This is a genomic window from Haladaptatus halobius, from assembly GCF_020618475.1.
Taxonomy (GTDB): Archaea; Halobacteriota; Halobacteria; order Halobacteriales; family Haladaptataceae; genus Haladaptatus; species Haladaptatus halobius.
On the sequence record NZ_CP085337.1, the window covers coordinates 93850 to 108305 of the forward strand.

General features: G+C 53.9%; 13 protein-coding genes. 8 read left to right on the forward strand and 5 right to left on the reverse strand.

All coding sequences use genetic code 11. The features are described 5' to 3' along the window. Positions 1-97: 97 nt before the first annotated feature. From LIW51_RS24380 to LIW51_RS24400, 5 genes are all read left to right on the forward strand, one after another. Positions 98-694 (forward strand): glycoside hydrolase family 97 N-terminal domain-containing protein, encoded by a 597-nt coding sequence (locus LIW51_RS24380; protein WP_255767573.1) that lies wholly within the window; start codon positions 98-100, stop codon positions 692-694. Between the two features lie 168 nt (positions 695-862). Continuing rightward, positions 863-2068 carry an ABC transporter ATP-binding protein gene (locus tag LIW51_RS24385; RefSeq protein ID WP_227378734.1) on the forward strand — a complete coding sequence of 402 codons (1206 nt, stop codon included), beginning with the start codon at positions 863-865 and terminating at the stop codon, positions 2066-2068. A 114-nt stretch (positions 2069-2182) separates the two neighbouring features. Then, the gene (locus LIW51_RS24390) at positions 2183-3472 is read left to right on the forward strand and encodes an ABC transporter substrate-binding protein (protein WP_227378735.1); all 1290 of its coding nucleotides are present in this window, start codon (positions 2183-2185) and stop codon (positions 3470-3472) included. Between the two features lie 18 nt (positions 3473-3490). Next, a complete protein-coding gene (locus LIW51_RS24395; RefSeq protein ID WP_227378992.1) occupies positions 3491-4471 on the forward strand; it encodes a carbohydrate ABC transporter permease in 981 nt (326 codons plus the stop codon). Beyond that, positions 4468-5394, forward strand: coding sequence for a carbohydrate ABC transporter permease (locus LIW51_RS24400; protein ID WP_227378736.1), 927 nt, complete (start codon positions 4468-4470; stop codon positions 5392-5394). Before LIW51_RS24395 ends, LIW51_RS24400 begins: the two co-directional genes overlap by 4 nt. Before the next feature lie 135 nt (positions 5395-5529). Here the strand turns inward: LIW51_RS24400 and LIW51_RS24405 are convergent, their stop codons facing one another. Next, entirely contained in the window at positions 5530-7632 is a 2103-nt protein-coding gene (locus tag LIW51_RS24405; protein ID WP_368411863.1) for a glycoside hydrolase family 97 protein, read from the reverse strand. Positions 7633-8100: 468 nt separating this feature from the next. Here LIW51_RS24405 and LIW51_RS24410 point away from each other — a divergent pair, with 468 nt between their 5' ends. The 3 genes from LIW51_RS24410 to LIW51_RS24420 all read left to right on the forward strand — a co-directional run bounded on the left by LIW51_RS24410 (position 8101) and on the right by LIW51_RS24420 (position 12170). Beyond that, on the forward strand, positions 8101-8844 hold the full coding sequence (locus tag LIW51_RS24410) for a glycoside hydrolase family 97 N-terminal domain-containing protein (protein WP_227378993.1): 744 nt from the start codon (positions 8101-8103) through the stop codon (positions 8842-8844). A 41-nt stretch (positions 8845-8885) separates the two neighbouring features. Beyond that, positions 8886-9929: a glycoside hydrolase family 97 catalytic domain-containing protein gene (locus tag LIW51_RS24415; protein ID WP_227378738.1), complete on the forward strand. Its 1044-nt coding sequence runs from the start codon at positions 8886-8888 to the stop codon at positions 9927-9929. A 636-nt stretch (positions 9930-10565) separates the two neighbouring features. Continuing rightward, complete coding sequence (locus LIW51_RS24420; protein ID WP_227378739.1) at positions 10566-12170, forward strand: Na+/H+ antiporter NhaC family protein; 1605 nt, start codon at positions 10566-10568, stop codon at positions 12168-12170. Between the two features lie 129 nt (positions 12171-12299). Here the strand turns inward: LIW51_RS24420 and LIW51_RS24425 are convergent, their stop codons facing one another. The 4 genes from LIW51_RS24425 to LIW51_RS24440 form a co-directional block, all read right to left on the reverse strand. Continuing rightward, a complete protein-coding gene (locus LIW51_RS24425) occupies positions 12300-12719 on the reverse strand; it encodes a VOC family protein (RefSeq protein WP_227378740.1) in 420 nt (139 codons plus the stop codon). A 106-nt stretch (positions 12720-12825) separates the two neighbouring features. Further along, positions 12826-13182, reverse strand: coding sequence for a hypothetical protein (locus LIW51_RS24430; protein ID WP_227378741.1), 357 nt, complete (start codon positions 13180-13182; stop codon positions 12826-12828). Positions 13183-13346: 164 nt separating this feature from the next. After that, positions 13347-13700, reverse strand: coding sequence for a HalOD1 output domain-containing protein (locus LIW51_RS24435; protein ID WP_227378742.1), 354 nt, complete (start codon positions 13698-13700; stop codon positions 13347-13349). Between the two features lie 89 nt (positions 13701-13789). Beyond that, on the reverse strand, positions 13790-14200 hold the full coding sequence (locus tag LIW51_RS24440) for a TRAM domain-containing protein (RefSeq protein ID WP_227378743.1): 411 nt from the start codon (positions 14198-14200) through the stop codon (positions 13790-13792). Positions 14201-14456: the final 256 nt, after the last annotated feature.

The window sequence follows — 14456 nt, forward strand, 5'->3', positions numbered from 1 at the left end:
TTGCGTCGGAGTCTGATCGTGTCCTCAAACTCGACGTCCGTGTCGCTGACGAGGGCGTCTCCTTCGGTATCGGCTTCCCGGGAGTGGAGCCATCTACGTGACCGACGAGACCAGCGGATTCCGCGTTCCGGCGTCCGCCGATGCGTGGGTTCATCCTTGGCGAGATGACCGGAGCGATTACGAGACGGAGTTCCGGGAGACGACGCTGTCGGAGATGTCTGGCGAATACGGATTTCCGACGCTGTTCAACGTTAGGGATTCGAATTGGGTGCTGTTCACCGAGTCTGACGTTGACGGACGCTATTGCGGATCGAGAGTTAGCTTAGCCGAGAACGATTTCATGCTGAAGGTGACGTTTCCCCCGGACGAAACGGTCGAGACGGAACGACCGCTTGCGACCCCATGGCGATTCGCGATCGTCGGTGACCTCGACACGGGCGTGGAATCGAATCAAGTACTTGACGTCAGACCGTCTTTCCAGTTATCAGATACGTCGTGGATCGATTCTGGGAAAACAGCTTGGTCGTGGATCAACGGTCCCAGCCCCGGCAGCTTCGAAGGCCAGAAACGGTTCGTCGACTACGTTCAGGAGAACGATTGGGAGGCAGTTCTCGTCGATAACGGCTGGGAGGAGGACTGGATGCCGGATCTGGCCGATTATGCCGACGAACGCGACGTCGCCGTCTGCCTCTAGACGCCGTGGAGCGAGGTCGAGACCGCGAAACAGTCTCTTTCGTTCCACTATCACGTTTAACGTCATCGACGGTTTCGATTAATTCCCTTTACAAGGCCTGAATTTACAGTCATAAATTCAACGAAGAATAGAAAACACTTATACGATTTCGAGGTAGGTCATTAAATAATGGCTGCGCTTACTCTTAAGGATATTACGAAGGTCTTTCGCGAGGCAGCTGGCACGGAAGTCGTCGCGGTTGACGACGCATCAATCGAAATTAAGGATGGGGAATTTATCGTTCTCGTCGGGCCGTCCGGCTGCGGGAAGTCGACGACGCTCCGGATGATCGCCGGACTCGAAACGCTGACCGACGGAGAGATCATTCTTGATGACGAAGTGATCAACGGTAAACAATCGCGAGAACGGGATATTGCAATGGTCTTCCAGTCCTTTGCCTTATACCCGCACATGACGGTTCGAGGTAACATGAGTTTCGGACTCGAAGAGTCGACAGACATGTACAAAGGGGAGATTCAGGAGCAAGTCGAGAGCACAGCGGAGATGATGGGTATCGCCGACCTATTAGACCGCAAACCCAGCGAACTCTCCGGTGGACAACAGCAACGAGTTGCTCTCGGGCGAGCTATCGTCCGCGATCCGAAGGTGTTCTTGATGGACGAACCGCTGTCGAACCTCGATGCGAAATTGCGCTCCCAGATGCGAACCGAGCTCCAACGCCTCCAAGAAAATCTCGGCGTTACCACAGTATACGTCACTCACGACCAGACGGAGGCGATGACGATGGGTGATCGCGTCGTCGTTCTTAACGATGGACGCATCCAACAGGTCGGGACGCCCCTTGAGTGTTATCACGAACCTGCTAATGAATTCGTTGCAGGGTTCATCGGTGAACCACCGATGAATTTCTTTGAGATGGAAGTACAGGAGGGGTCATTGGTCAACGATGATTTCGAGTACCCACTTTCCACTGATACATGCGATGCGATAGGGGACGTATCCCGCGTGAGACTCGGTATTCGACCCGAGGATATCCAACTCGCCGATACAGTCGAATCCGATCACGACTTCCACACCACGGTCGATGTTGTCGAACCCGTGGGAAGCGAAAATAACGTTTATCTTGCGTTCGATCGCCCCACGTCGGAGATATCCGATGATAGCGCTGGTGAGGTTCAGAAATCTCTGAACGTCGATATAGACGAGGGACGAACATTCGTCGCAACCATTTCCGGTCTCCGTGATATCGACGCCGGTCAGTCGATCATAGCGCACATCCCGGAGAACGCAATCCATATCTTCGAGGCTAAATCGGGGAACGCACTACGTAACCGAGTTCTGGAGGATATTGAGACGGCCGATTCTATCGTCTGAAGTTCCGTCACCGCTAACGAGCCAACCCCTCTATATTTTCTTATCTATAAATAAAGTAACAAACCGCTGATTTTATCTACTACAGGTCGGTATACGATAGTGGATTGTTAAAATATGAGCTCCAGAAATGTCAAAAATGAGGTCAATAGACGGAGTATTCTCAAACTCACTGGCACCGCGGGTGTCGCTGGCCTAGCGGGGTGTTTAGGAGGCAACGGTTCCGGCCAGAGTACGAACAAGCCATTAGAAGTGCTGCACGGGTGGACTGGAGGTGACGGAAAAGAAGCTATCAATGCACTCACGAAGGGCTTCAAGAAAAAGCATTCAGAGATGAAAACCGATTTCCGTCCGATCGGAGGTGGGGGTAACGCCAACCTCGACGCCGTCGTGGCGAAACGGCTCGGCAACAACAACTCACCGAGTTCGTTTGCCGGCTGGCCGGGGGCTAACCTGCAGAAGTATAAGGGAGCACTCGGGGATGTCGGAGATCCGGTGTGGAAGAAAGCAAATCTCGAGAAAGGCCATGTGAAGGAAGCACAGCGATTGTGCAAGTTCGACGGGAAATACGTGGCGGTACCTATCGGATCCCACCGGATGAACAACCTGTTTTACAACAAAAAGGTCGTCAGCGATGCGGGCGTCGATCCGAACTCCATCACCAGCTTAGACGCATTGTTCAAGGCAATGGACAAGGTAAAACAGAAGACGAACGCGGTACCAATGGCCCACGCTATGAAATCCCCCTGGACGACGTTACAGCTCTGGGCAGCCGTAATGCTCGGACAAGAGGGATTCGACCAATACATGAGTTACACGAAGGGTAATGGAAACAAGGGTGCCGTTAGACGAACCTTCGAAACGACGAAGCGAATCCTCTCGAATTACATCAACAACGACGCATCCTCGATCGACTTCACGACCGCCAACCAGAAGATCATGAACGGGGAGGCTGCCTTTATCCATCAGGGTAACTGGGTCGCCGGTGCGTACAAAGGGAGCGGATTCAAGTACGATAAGGACTGGGGATGGACTGCCTTCCCAGGAACTGAGGGTATGTACGGGTTGCACATCGATTCGTTTATCTATCCCGGCAACAATCCCTCTCCGGATAAATCCCACAAGTGGCTCCGCTACGTCGGGTCGAAGGAAGCCCAGGTGAAATTCAACAGCCTCAAGGGATCGATACCGACGCGTAAAGACGTCAAGCCGAGTGAATTCGATCGGTATCTAGCCGCAACGATCGAGGACTTCAAGAGCGCAAAGAAAAAACCGCCGACGCTCGCTCACGGTCTCGCCGTGTCGCCGAATACGATGACCGGTCTCGAAGGGGTCATCAGTAACAATTTCTCGGGCCCCTACAATGTTAGCGCCGCGACGGACGGGATGCTCAAAAAGGTAAAATAACACGGTTCAATTGAAATGATGGATTTATCAGAGTTTCTAGAAACGTTCAAGAGAAAGTATCGTGATCAGAGAATCCGTACTGATGGTGGCGTGCAACAACGTACGACATCGCAACACAGCAGTTGGTGGCATAGCGACTTCGTTCGATCAATGCCGTATTGGCTCCCACCGTTCCTCTTAATGGGATTTTTCGTATACGGCGCAATCGGATGGAACTTCATAATATCATTGACTGATTATTCTGGGTTCGGAACCGCTGATTACACAAATTTAGATTTGGAAAATTATTTCCGGGCGTTTTCCGATCCCGAAGTAATCGATGCTGCTCGAAACACGCTCGTTTTACTAGTCGCTTTCACCCTCATTTGTCTCATCGTCGGCCTCCTGTTAGCAATCCTTCTCGATCGTCAAGTTCGATTCGAAAACACGTTTCGGACGATCTATCTGCTGCCGATGAGCCTTTCGTTTATCGTCACTGGTCAGTTTTGGCTATGGATGTACAACGTCAATCACGGAATCGTCAACAAAATTTTGGGCATATTTGGCTTAGGCCCATACAATTGGATCGGAAACCCTAAACTCGTCTTGGGTGCCGTGATATTCGCCCTCGTGTGGCAATTCAGTGGATACGCAATGGTCGTCTATCTAGCGGCTCTCCGAGCGATTTCCGACGATCAGTTCGAAGCTGCGAAGGTCGACGGTGCAACGACGATGCGGATGTATCGTCGCGTCATCGTCCCACAGCTACGGCCCGCGATAATCAGCGCCGCCGTCGTGTTAATGATCTTCGCTCTCAAGGCGTTCTCGTTCCTTTACTCGATCTTTGGAGGATTTCGGCCACAAAAAGGGTCGGATATTCTCGCAACAAAGATGGTTCGAGAGGCGTTCGTGACGCAGGAATGGGCATACGGGTCTTCTATCGCCATCATCCTGTTCCTGATGGCTCTGGCAGTGATCGGTCCGTATCTCTACTACCAACACCAGGAGGGTAATCTATGATAAGCGAAATACAACGCAAAGTCAAAGGGATCAGCGGAAAGAAGTCGCGGGAAGAGTTTTCCTTCCGCCGAGGAATCCTATACACCGTACTTGGATTGCTCATAGTGTTCTACTTACTTCCGATCGAAGCAGGATTGATGACCGCGTTCAAATCCGAGAAAGGCGTTATTAACACACTTCCTTATCTTCCACCGGGTCCCTCAGGATTTACCCTCGAGTCGTGGAAAACAGCCGGTGACGCACTCTTGCGCGGAGCGTGGAACAGTTTGCTGTTCACGATTCCGTCGACGATTCTCTGTGCGATCTTCGGCAGTATGGCGGCCTATGGGTTGACACTCGTCAACTGGCGCGGCCAATTAGCAGTATTAATCCTCTTTATCGCGGGAATCTTCATCCCCTATCAGGCGGTTCTCGTCCCGCTTTCACGATTCTGGTCGATCTACCTCCCACTTGAACAGGTGCTTGCACCAGTGTGGGCTTTGCCTTTCGTAGAAAGTCATCACTCAGATATAATCGAATTGATCGTTACCCACACTGCATACGGCATTCCGATCTGTACGGTTCTCTTCCGAGCACACTATCAGCAGATTTCAAACGAGATGATTGAAGCTGCACGCCTCGATGGAGCAACCCTCACAACAATCTATACGCGTATCATTTTACCGCTCTCCCGTCCGATGTTTGCTGTTGTTCTCATCTTCCAGTTCACACAGATCTGGAACGAGTTCTTGTTCTCACTGATACTCATTTCCAGTTCTAGTAGTCCGTCTGCTTCAGTGACGTTGATACTGGCAGGATTGGGCGAAGCGCTAGAGGGAATCAACTTCCCCCTCCGCATGGCGGGTGCGTTTGTTGCCGCGTTGCCCACGCTACTCATCTATATCCTATTCGCAGATGAATTCGCTGAAGGTGTAAGGGCTTGAACTAGCGCCGTCTCTTTTTTCACATTCGAGAAATTGAATACTGATCATGTAATGGTTGAAGTGATGGAGAAATGATTCCGTCGAATTGTAGCCGACGCGGAAACCGGCATCGGACGGAAGGTGATATGCTCGCAATTAGTCGGATGAGAGACGAACGACGAAGCCGCCGACTTCAGGGACCCGAACTGAAATGGTTGCGTCAGCCGTGACGGCCCGTTCCTGTGCTTCAAGAGATGACCCACTTTTAGTGTCACTGATGATACGGGCGTCGTACCGTCGACCGTCTGGAAGGAACGATAGCGGAACCTTAATGGTTCGGCTATCACCGGCGGTGATACTCCCGACGAACCACTGCTCCCCGTCGCGGCGGGCCAGCGTTATCTCCTCTGCAGGATAACCGTCGACGAACACAGTCTCGTCCCACGTAGCGGCCACTTCGCTGAGGAACTGATCGGCCAGCGGATAATTTCGGTAACTTTCCACACTGTCGGCGAAGTGCTGGAGGTTCGACTGATAGACGACCGAGAGGGCAAGTTCGTGACCAAGCGTCGTCTCGGCGGCGCGGGGTTTGTCCTCATAGCGCGAGGAGAGCGTCACGGGGGTGTAATCCATCGGGCCGACGACGTTCCGCGTGAACGGGAGAGTGAGATTATGACTCGGCGGCATTTCTTCCCATCCATAGGCTTCAGCGCCGCGCACGGCTTCCGACGTCATCAGGTGTGGCCACGTGCGCCGTCTGCCTTTTGGCACGGTCGAGCCGTGGAAGTTCACCAGCAGTTCGTGCTTTGCCGTGGATTCGAGAATCTCGTCGTACCACTGCATCCGGTCCTGGCGGTCGGCGTTCATGTAGTCGATCTTTATGCCGCTTACTCCCCACGACTTCAGCCGCGAGAGGATGACCTCTCGCTTCGTCTCTGTATCAAGATCGTACCACACCATCCACGCAATGATACCGACACCGCGCTCGTTCGCGTACTCAACCAGTTCGGGCATCCACTCGCGGCGCCAACCACGATCGACGAGTGTATACTCCCAGCCTTGCTCCGCGGCGTAGTCGACGTACTTTTTCTGGGTTTCGAAATCGCGCGGACTACTGCCGTCGGACCACCACGACCAATTGACGATGCCCGGTTCGATCCACGATGTATCCTCGACCTCCGAGGGATCGTTGAGCGCGGCTACGAGATTAGATTCTACGACGGTCGGGAGATCGCCGACAATCGCAACCCGCCACGGCGTCGCCAGTGGAAGCGTTGCGTCGATGACCTGGGGAAGGCCGTACGTGCCAGCGAACCTGAGTTCGAACAGTGTGGAGTTTTCGTCGTGGTCGATCTCCTCGTTGCCAGGTATGATTTCGTCACGGTCATCCTGATCGTCGGGGCGTGACTTGGAAGCCTCCGTCTCGGTCGCAACGTCAACCGAGAGATGGGATGCACAGTAGTTCCCATCAACGTTCGCCTCGGTGATGAGCGTGTATGTGTCGTCGGCCACTTCGAACAGGCAGGGGAAGCCGAAGTTGCCACCGGCAGATTCCACGTCCATCTCCTTCCAGAGTGACTCATAGTGGTCGCCATATTCGTGAAGCCACGCCGTCGATTCCTTCGGGATCTGGAACCCGCTTACTTCTTTGTCGACGAGCACGTGACCCTCGCCTGGCAGACGATAGCGGTATGCGATCCCCTCGTTCGACACAACCAATTCGAGATTCATAACGCCGTTCGGTGAGCCGAACGTGAGTGTGCTAATGCGGGCGTGCAGTGTTTGTGTTCCTGACTCATCACCGCCGACTGTCTCAAAATCTCGGGATATCGTCTTGACGCTCTGGTTTTCTAAAGAGAGACTGGTGACAAATTGCCCCATATAGGTGGTAATACCCAGAGGAGAGGGATCAAGCACCGTCGTCCCTTCAAAACTCACCGTGAGCGTCGCGATTTGACCAGGTGGCAGGTCGTCATTGAGTTCACCCGACGGATCCAATGAGACAGTTGCCTCGACATTTCCATTCGGACTCGATACAGTTACTGACCCATCATCTCCGCTTGTAGCCGCCGCGGACTCAACGACTCCGTCTGTATTAGCTAGACTCGCGACAGGCCCAAACGCAGCCGTACTTTGTAGTACTGATCGGCGAGTAATTGGAAGCCGGCCCTTTTTGCCCCCAGTGGTATTCTCTCCTTCTCTTTTATCGACACTATCGGTTCTTTCCTCTTTCTCAAGTGGATTGTTACCAGCCATCATAACATCGGTTCATCTCGAACTACTTTATACTAATTACTGTCTGACTATATATGAAGATATCCGTTATAATAGAGTCATTATCTACTTAAACAACACCAGTGATAAGGGTTTCAAATTCGTCTAAAACATTATCGAACCGATAAGCGGAAATGACGCGAATGCTGATTTAACTTCCGCTGTTTCAGGACGTGATGGCTGTACTGTCGACTAGTAGAAACTAATTGGTGCATTTGTAAAAATTCTTTACTTCCCGACAGATATTAATTTCCTCTATACAACACTAGGATCGATGTTAGAGGATAAAAACGATAGTAAAAATATCAAGAAAAATTAGAGGAAGAAGGAGTAGGTCTTACGAGACGGTCACTGCTTCAAGGAGCAGCCGCAACAGTTCCAGCAACGGGATTGCTCGCCACCGAAGCGCGAACAGCAGCAGCCGATCCTTCGGCAAGATCCGGTGCATGGACGATAAAGAGCCCCGATGGGTCAGTAACGGCAACAGTCACACACTCGTCTTCGAACGGCGCGTTATCACTCACTGTTGGGCGCGATGATGAAACGTTCTTGGAGCCCTCACCGCTTGGCATCGCCACCTTCGAGGAAGATCTGACGACGGGACTCAGCTTTAAAGGTCGCAAAAACAAAAAAATAACCGAACGATATGATACCCACGGTGGCGACCGAACGAAGCACACGTACCAGGCACGCGAGGCGACGTTCTCATTCGTCACTGCAAATGGAACACCACTTGACCTGCAGGTACAAGCTTCGAACGACGGTGTCGCCTATCGCTACCGCCTCCCGGGTGACGGCGACGTGGTCGTCACCGACGAGGCGAGTACTTTCCGCGTCCCCGAGGACTCTATGGGATGGCTCCTCTCATACGACAAGCGGTACGAGGACTCCTATGAGGAGATTTGGACGGAAACGTCTGCCGAAGCAGCGACGGGTGCTTACGGTTTCCCCTCCCTGTTCGAAGTCGATGACGGTTCGTGGTTGTTCGTCACGGAAGCCAGTGTGGACGGCCGCTACTCGGTGTCCCACGTGGAAGTCGACGACGCGAACAACGAGGGAAGCGACGAGGCGACCGACGACAACGAAGACACTGACTACGACGACGATCCATACCTGTTCGAATTAGAGTCGCGACCACGTACGGCCTTCCGGAGTATGTCAGCACCGAGCGACCACTCGCCACGCCGTGGCGGGTAGCACTCGTCGGCGACCTCAAGACGATCGTGGAGTCAGATGCCGTGGCGGCGCTCAACGATTCCTCTAAGATCGAGGATAAGTCTTGGATTAGACCTGGGCGATCGGCATGGTCATGGTGGTCCGATAGCGGTAGTCCGCAGAGCTACGAAATTCAGAAAAAGTACGTCGACTACGCGGCTAAACTTGGTTGGGAATATTCGCTGGTAGATCGCGGTTGGGACGAGGAATGGTTACCAGACATCGTTGAGTACGCCGCTGACCGGGATGTGGGGATCATCGTCTGGCTCCCATGGTACTACATGAACGCCGAGGCCGAGCGCGAGGCGGTACTAGATCGGATGGCCGAATGGGGCGTCGCCGGTGTCAAAGTAGATTACATGAACTCCGATCTCCAGACGGTAATGGAGTGGTACGATGATGCATTAGCAGCAACGGCCGAGCGCGAACTCATGATTAACTTCCACGGCTCGACCGTGCCAAAAGGCAGACGGCGCACGTGGCCACACCTGATGACGTCGGAAGCCGTTCACGGTGCCGAACAGTACAAATTCGGCGAAGTGACGCCGACGCACAACGTCATCCTGCCGTTCACTCGAAACGTCGTCGGCCCGATGGATTACACCCCCGTGACGTTCTCCGCGACCGACAAGCCCCCTGAGACGACGCTCGGTCACGAGCTTGCCCTCTCGGTCGTCTATCAGTCGGACTGGCAACACTTCGCGGACAGCGTCGAGACGTATCGGTCGTACCCGCTGGCCGAGCGAGTTCTCTCGTCGGTGTCGGCGGCGTGGGATGAATCGCATTTACTCGGCGGCCGACCGGGCGAGGAGGCGACGTTCGCCCGTCGTACGGGTCGCGAGTGGTTCGTGGGTAGCATCATTGCCGGTGAAGGTCGAACGGTTGAAGTACCGCTCTCATTCTTGAACGATCGTCGGCGTTACGACGCCGAAATAACTAGCGATGGCTCCGACAGCAAATCCAGCTTGGAACTCAATCGGACAACAGTTTCGGCCAATGGTACGCTCTCTGTTTCGGTGCCTGAAAATGGCGGATTCGTCGTTCGCTTCGTTCCTCACAGTACCTGAACAAATTGCCCATCTCGGAATAATCATATTTTTGTAATTCATTTGCCGCATTTGGTGGTGATTCGTTATCAAGTGCTTGCACTCCAGTCGACGAACACCGCGGCGTGCTCCCGTATTCGTCCATGTCAGCGATATCACTGTCCTAAATTCAATATTCAATACATTTTCGGCTGAATCCGCCTCAGTCGGAAATCCCCACGAGGTTAGTCGGCTAGCCTGTCCCCGCATCCCTCTTGGGCCGAGACAGTCGACCGCGAAAATCACGAGGACGACGAGAATGCGGTTTGGGTCGATAGATATGCGCACTATACTTAGCACACCGTTCAGGGAACCATACGATTCGTGGTACGGATGACTCCCTCGCAGGATTCAGCTTCAGTTCGGAGTTCGCCAGTTTCCCCGATAACACGAGCCACGGATGATTTCCCGGCCTTCGAGTTTTTGTCCTGGATCACAATACGTGTCCCGTTACGCTCCTATCTTCAGCCATCTCCGTATCGGTGGTGCCACGGGCGTCGACCTGTTAGTCGACTACGACGGCATACACGTCCGCTAGAAATCCAGTCGATATGAAACTTAGGATTAATAAACTTTCGTGAGAGAAATACTTTATAGTGCTACTAGTATACAGATAGCATGGCATCAGACTTCGGAATACTATCGCTCGTTCCGCCGCTTTTGGCTATCGTACTAGCAATCGTGACGCGCCGGGCGCTGTTGTCGCTATTTCTCGGTGTCTGGGTCGGCGGCATCATTTATTCCGAGAGCGTCGGCGTCGCGCAGACATTCGATTGGATCATCGCCTCCATCGGCAAGAGTACATTCAACGCTAAAATCCTCGTCTTCACGCTTCTGCTAGGGGCCGGGATTGCGCTCATCTGGCGGTTAGGCGGTGCGCTCGCGATTACACGGTTCGCTACCGGACGGATTGACTCTCACCGGAAAATCGGGGCTGCAGCGTGGCTGCTCGGTATCATTTGGAACTTCGACGATTACGCCAATAACGCGATCGTCGGGAGTTCGATGAAAGACCTCGCTGACAATATGAATATGTCGCGCGAGAAGTTAGCGTACATTCTCGACTCGACTGCCGCGCCCGTGGCAACTATGGGTATTTCGAGTTGGGTTGCGTTCGAGATCGGGTTGATTGCAAATCAGTATAAGAAACTCGGCATCGTCGGAGAAACCCCATCTGCGGCCGCGACATTCCTCCGGAGCATCCCGTTCAACATGTACTCATTACTCGCGGTGGCCATGGTTGGTGTCATCGTTCTCACTCAGCGGGACTTCGGCGAAATGCTCGAAGCTGAAAATCGCGCCCAACGGACGGGAAACGTCATTCGTGAGAATGCGCGTCCGCTGCAGAACATCAAAGAGGACTTAGGAGAACCCGTACTCGATGATGCACCCCTCCGGATGTTTATCGCGCCCGTGTTTGCGCTCGTCGTCGTTGTTATCGGCGGGGCGGTGATGATGGGGTACGCCCCAGGTCGAACGACGGTGGAAATGATAAACAATACTAACATCGCAACCGCACTCGTCTGGGGGTCGTTTGCCATGGTCGCGACGGCCATTGTATTGGCACTCATCGAGGATGCCATGACGCTTGACGAGACGATGGATACCGTTATCGACGGATTCGGAACCATGCTCACGGCTGTCAGTATCCTCGTGCTAGCGTGGTCGATCGGCTCCGTTGCGACTGCCCTCGGCACCGGCACGTACGTCACTTCGTATGCGACGGGCGTCGTCTCGCCGATGGTACTACCCATCATCATCTTCCTCACATCCGCGTTCATTTCCTTTGCCATCGGTACGTCTTGGGGGACGATGTCGATCATGACCCCGATCGTGATACCGCTAGCGTGGAACATCGGTAGCAGTTCGCCGCAGTTCGTCTCGGTCGCCATCGGAGCGATGTTCAGTGGCGCGATTTTCGGCGATAACTGTTCTCCCATCTCCGATACGACCGTCCTCGCCTCGACGTTCGCGGGCTCGGATCACATCGACCACGTCCGTACCCAGATGTACTACGCCTTCACTGTCCTGCTGGCGACAGCGGTCATGTTTCTGCTCTACGGCGTCACGAACCTCAGCCCGCTCCTGTTACTTCCAGCTGGCGTTGTGACGCTCGTCGTTCTGGTGTATGCGTTTTCGGAGTGGGATGCCCATCGCAAGGATCTCTCGGCAAAACCAGCCTCGAACCAGATGTCGACGTCAAATCTAACCAGCGACGACTAACGTTCCAACAGGTTGGGTTGTTCACCTCTATTTCGAACGCATCCCCACGTCCAGTTGGCAGGGTCAGCTCTCACACGCGGTGAATCGAGCGGTGAGACACTCGATCTTCAGTCGGGTGGCGCTGATGGGTTACGCATCGATGATCTCGACGAGGTTGCCCTCTGGGTCACGGAGGAATACGATTCGTGACCCGCTCTCGGTCGTCTGCGGCTCACTCAGCGTCTCGACGTCTGTAGGTAGCGTCTCGTAAAAGGTATCGATGTCATCGGTTTCCAAGCCGAGGTGCGTCGCCCCGGGTTGGTTAATAGCACTCGCTGTCCGATCCGTTCCTTCGGGATCGTACTCGACGAGTTCGACCCGCGCACCATCGGCGTCTAAGTGTGCGAATCTCCCAGTTGCCCCTTCGACACCGACGGCTTTCGAGAACGACGATCCGCCGACAGTAAACCGATCGAGGACAGTAAGACCGAGAACGTCTCGATAGAACTCGACAGCGCGGTCGAGTTCCGTCACAGTCACGCCGAAGTGGTGTGCACGTTGGCATCCCATGTGGTGACGTCATGGGGGCAGGCAGAAAATCGCTTCGAGTCGATGGTGGACAGACAAGCGACGCAGTACAACGATTTGGAAACTGCTTTGATGATCGATCAGTACGTCAGCGGTGGAGTATTCGACGAAGGCGTTCGAGCAGGCCGCTGGTCGTCGGAAGCACGCGGGCGATTTCATCGATCTCTGCGTCGGTGAACTGCGGATTATGGCGTGCTTCCCGCAACCACTGTTTCCACTCGGTGCTCGTCAGGGTGCCTCGCGAGTCGGCTTCCCACTGGTCGACGAGTGCTTCTCGGTCGGAAAAGGGAATGTCCATCCCGCTGTTTCCCCAGTACAGCGGCGAAAGTTCGAACTCGTACCTGTCGTCGTCTACGAACCGAATACGATACGGATACCCGTTGTATAGGATGATGTCGTCCTCGGTTACGGTTTCTCCATTAGGGAGCGTGAGCGTCCGTGTCATCTCGTTCGATGCAACTCCGTGCGGAGCGCTTGTCAGCGTTTTCATGATGCTGTGTTTTCACGCTCAGATGATGTCAAGCAGTGAAATTGATCGGCGAGCACGCTCACGGTCGCCGCCTCCCAGCGCCTCACTACAGTGACCCATCGACTAACCGCAGTTGCGTTCTAGTGAGCATCAAGTGGTTCGTAGATAAGGATGTGATCAGTACTGCGGACGACGACGAGATACGTCTCGATCGCAAATCGAACTTCGACGTTACTCCTCTTGTTCGAACTTTCCGAGATGATATCATTGAGCGCGTCCGGATCGACGTGCTCGTACAACTCGAGCGAGGCCTGGCCATCGGCTGGCTCGGTGACGTCAACTACAGCCTCAACTACAGCCAGTGCTGGCGGATAATCTGGCTCGATCGAATACGAGGCCGTCAATGTGTACTGTGTCGGTAGACTCGGCCCAGTGCACTCCGTGTCGGTACTGAACCAGTTGGTCGTTTCGGTGGCCATCGGTTCACTCTGCATGGTTTCAGTTCTATCTCCATATAGTTGAGTAACAGGGGCTTACGACAGAATTCGTCGCCTGTACTTACTGCTGGATTTTCGATAGTCACCTACTCGTAGTACGGTCGTCGCTTGACGACCTCAGCGAAGGCGACGGTCTCCGCAACACTGGTGATTTCGATGGTTACGCGGTCGTATTTCTCCGTGTCGGGAACGATGATTACGTAGCCGCGTTCGACACGGGCGATGCCGTCGCCCTGCTCGCCGATACCTTCGATTTCGACGCTCCGACGGTCTCCCTTTGCGACAGGTGGATCGGATCGGTCTTTGGTTTGTTCTGTTTCCGGCTCTGAATCGTCTCTCGCCGTAAATTCGGAACCAAGCAATGCCACGCGATACGCTCCATCACGCTCCACAGCACCGTCCGATATCTCCCGTTTAGGGACTGTGATACGGTAGGATCCGTCCTGTTCTTCGACCCCGGCGCTAAATAGACAGAGTAACTCGTCAGCGATTTCCATTTGTCTAGCTCCAGTCTCATCAGATGGGCCGTATGCTTGTGTCTACCGATTTTCCGGCGGATTATCGGCGGTCTTTCTCGTCACTCACTCCACTGCTCGGGCGCTTCCGCGATACCCCAGCGTTACGAATGTCGATACGATCACTTTTCTCACGTTCGTCGTCTTTTACGACGCAGTATCCGAAATGCGTGATTTCGGGAGATTCGGCGATTCGCGTTTTTTCCGGTTCGATGTCCCCTATGCCGATGTGATCGAA

Bases quoted from the DNA above. Each gene is read 5' to 3' on its own strand.
- LIW51_RS24405 (WP_368411863.1), bottom strand. From the start codon at position 7,632: ATGATGGCTGGTAACAATCCACTTGAGAAAGAGGAAAGAACCGATAGT.
- LIW51_RS24425 (WP_227378740.1), bottom strand. From the start codon at position 12,719: ATGGGATGCCAACGTGCACACCACTTCGGCGTGACTGTGACGGAACTC.
- LIW51_RS24390 (WP_227378735.1), top strand. From the start codon at position 2,183: ATGAGCTCCAGAAATGTCAAAAATGAGGTCAATAGACGGAGTATTCTC.
- LIW51_RS24395 (WP_227378992.1), top strand. From the start codon at position 3,491: ATGGATTTATCAGAGTTTCTAGAAACGTTCAAGAGAAAGTATCGTGAT.
- LIW51_RS24435 (WP_227378742.1), bottom strand. From the start codon at position 13,700: ATGCAGAGTGAACCGATGGCCACCGAAACGACCAACTGGTTCAGTACC.
- LIW51_RS24385 (WP_227378734.1), top strand. From the start codon at position 863: ATGGCTGCGCTTACTCTTAAGGATATTACGAAGGTCTTTCGCGAGGCA.
- LIW51_RS24430 (WP_227378741.1), bottom strand. From the start codon at position 13,182: ATGACACGGACGCTCACGCTCCCTAATGGAGAAACCGTAACCGAGGAC.
- LIW51_RS24440 (WP_227378743.1), bottom strand. From the start codon at position 14,200: ATGGAAATCGCTGACGAGTTACTCTGTCTATTTAGCGCCGGGGTCGAA.
- LIW51_RS24400 (WP_227378736.1), top strand. From the start codon at position 4,468: ATGATAAGCGAAATACAACGCAAAGTCAAAGGGATCAGCGGAAAGAAG.
- LIW51_RS24420 (WP_227378739.1), top strand. From the start codon at position 10,566: ATGGCATCAGACTTCGGAATACTATCGCTCGTTCCGCCGCTTTTGGCT.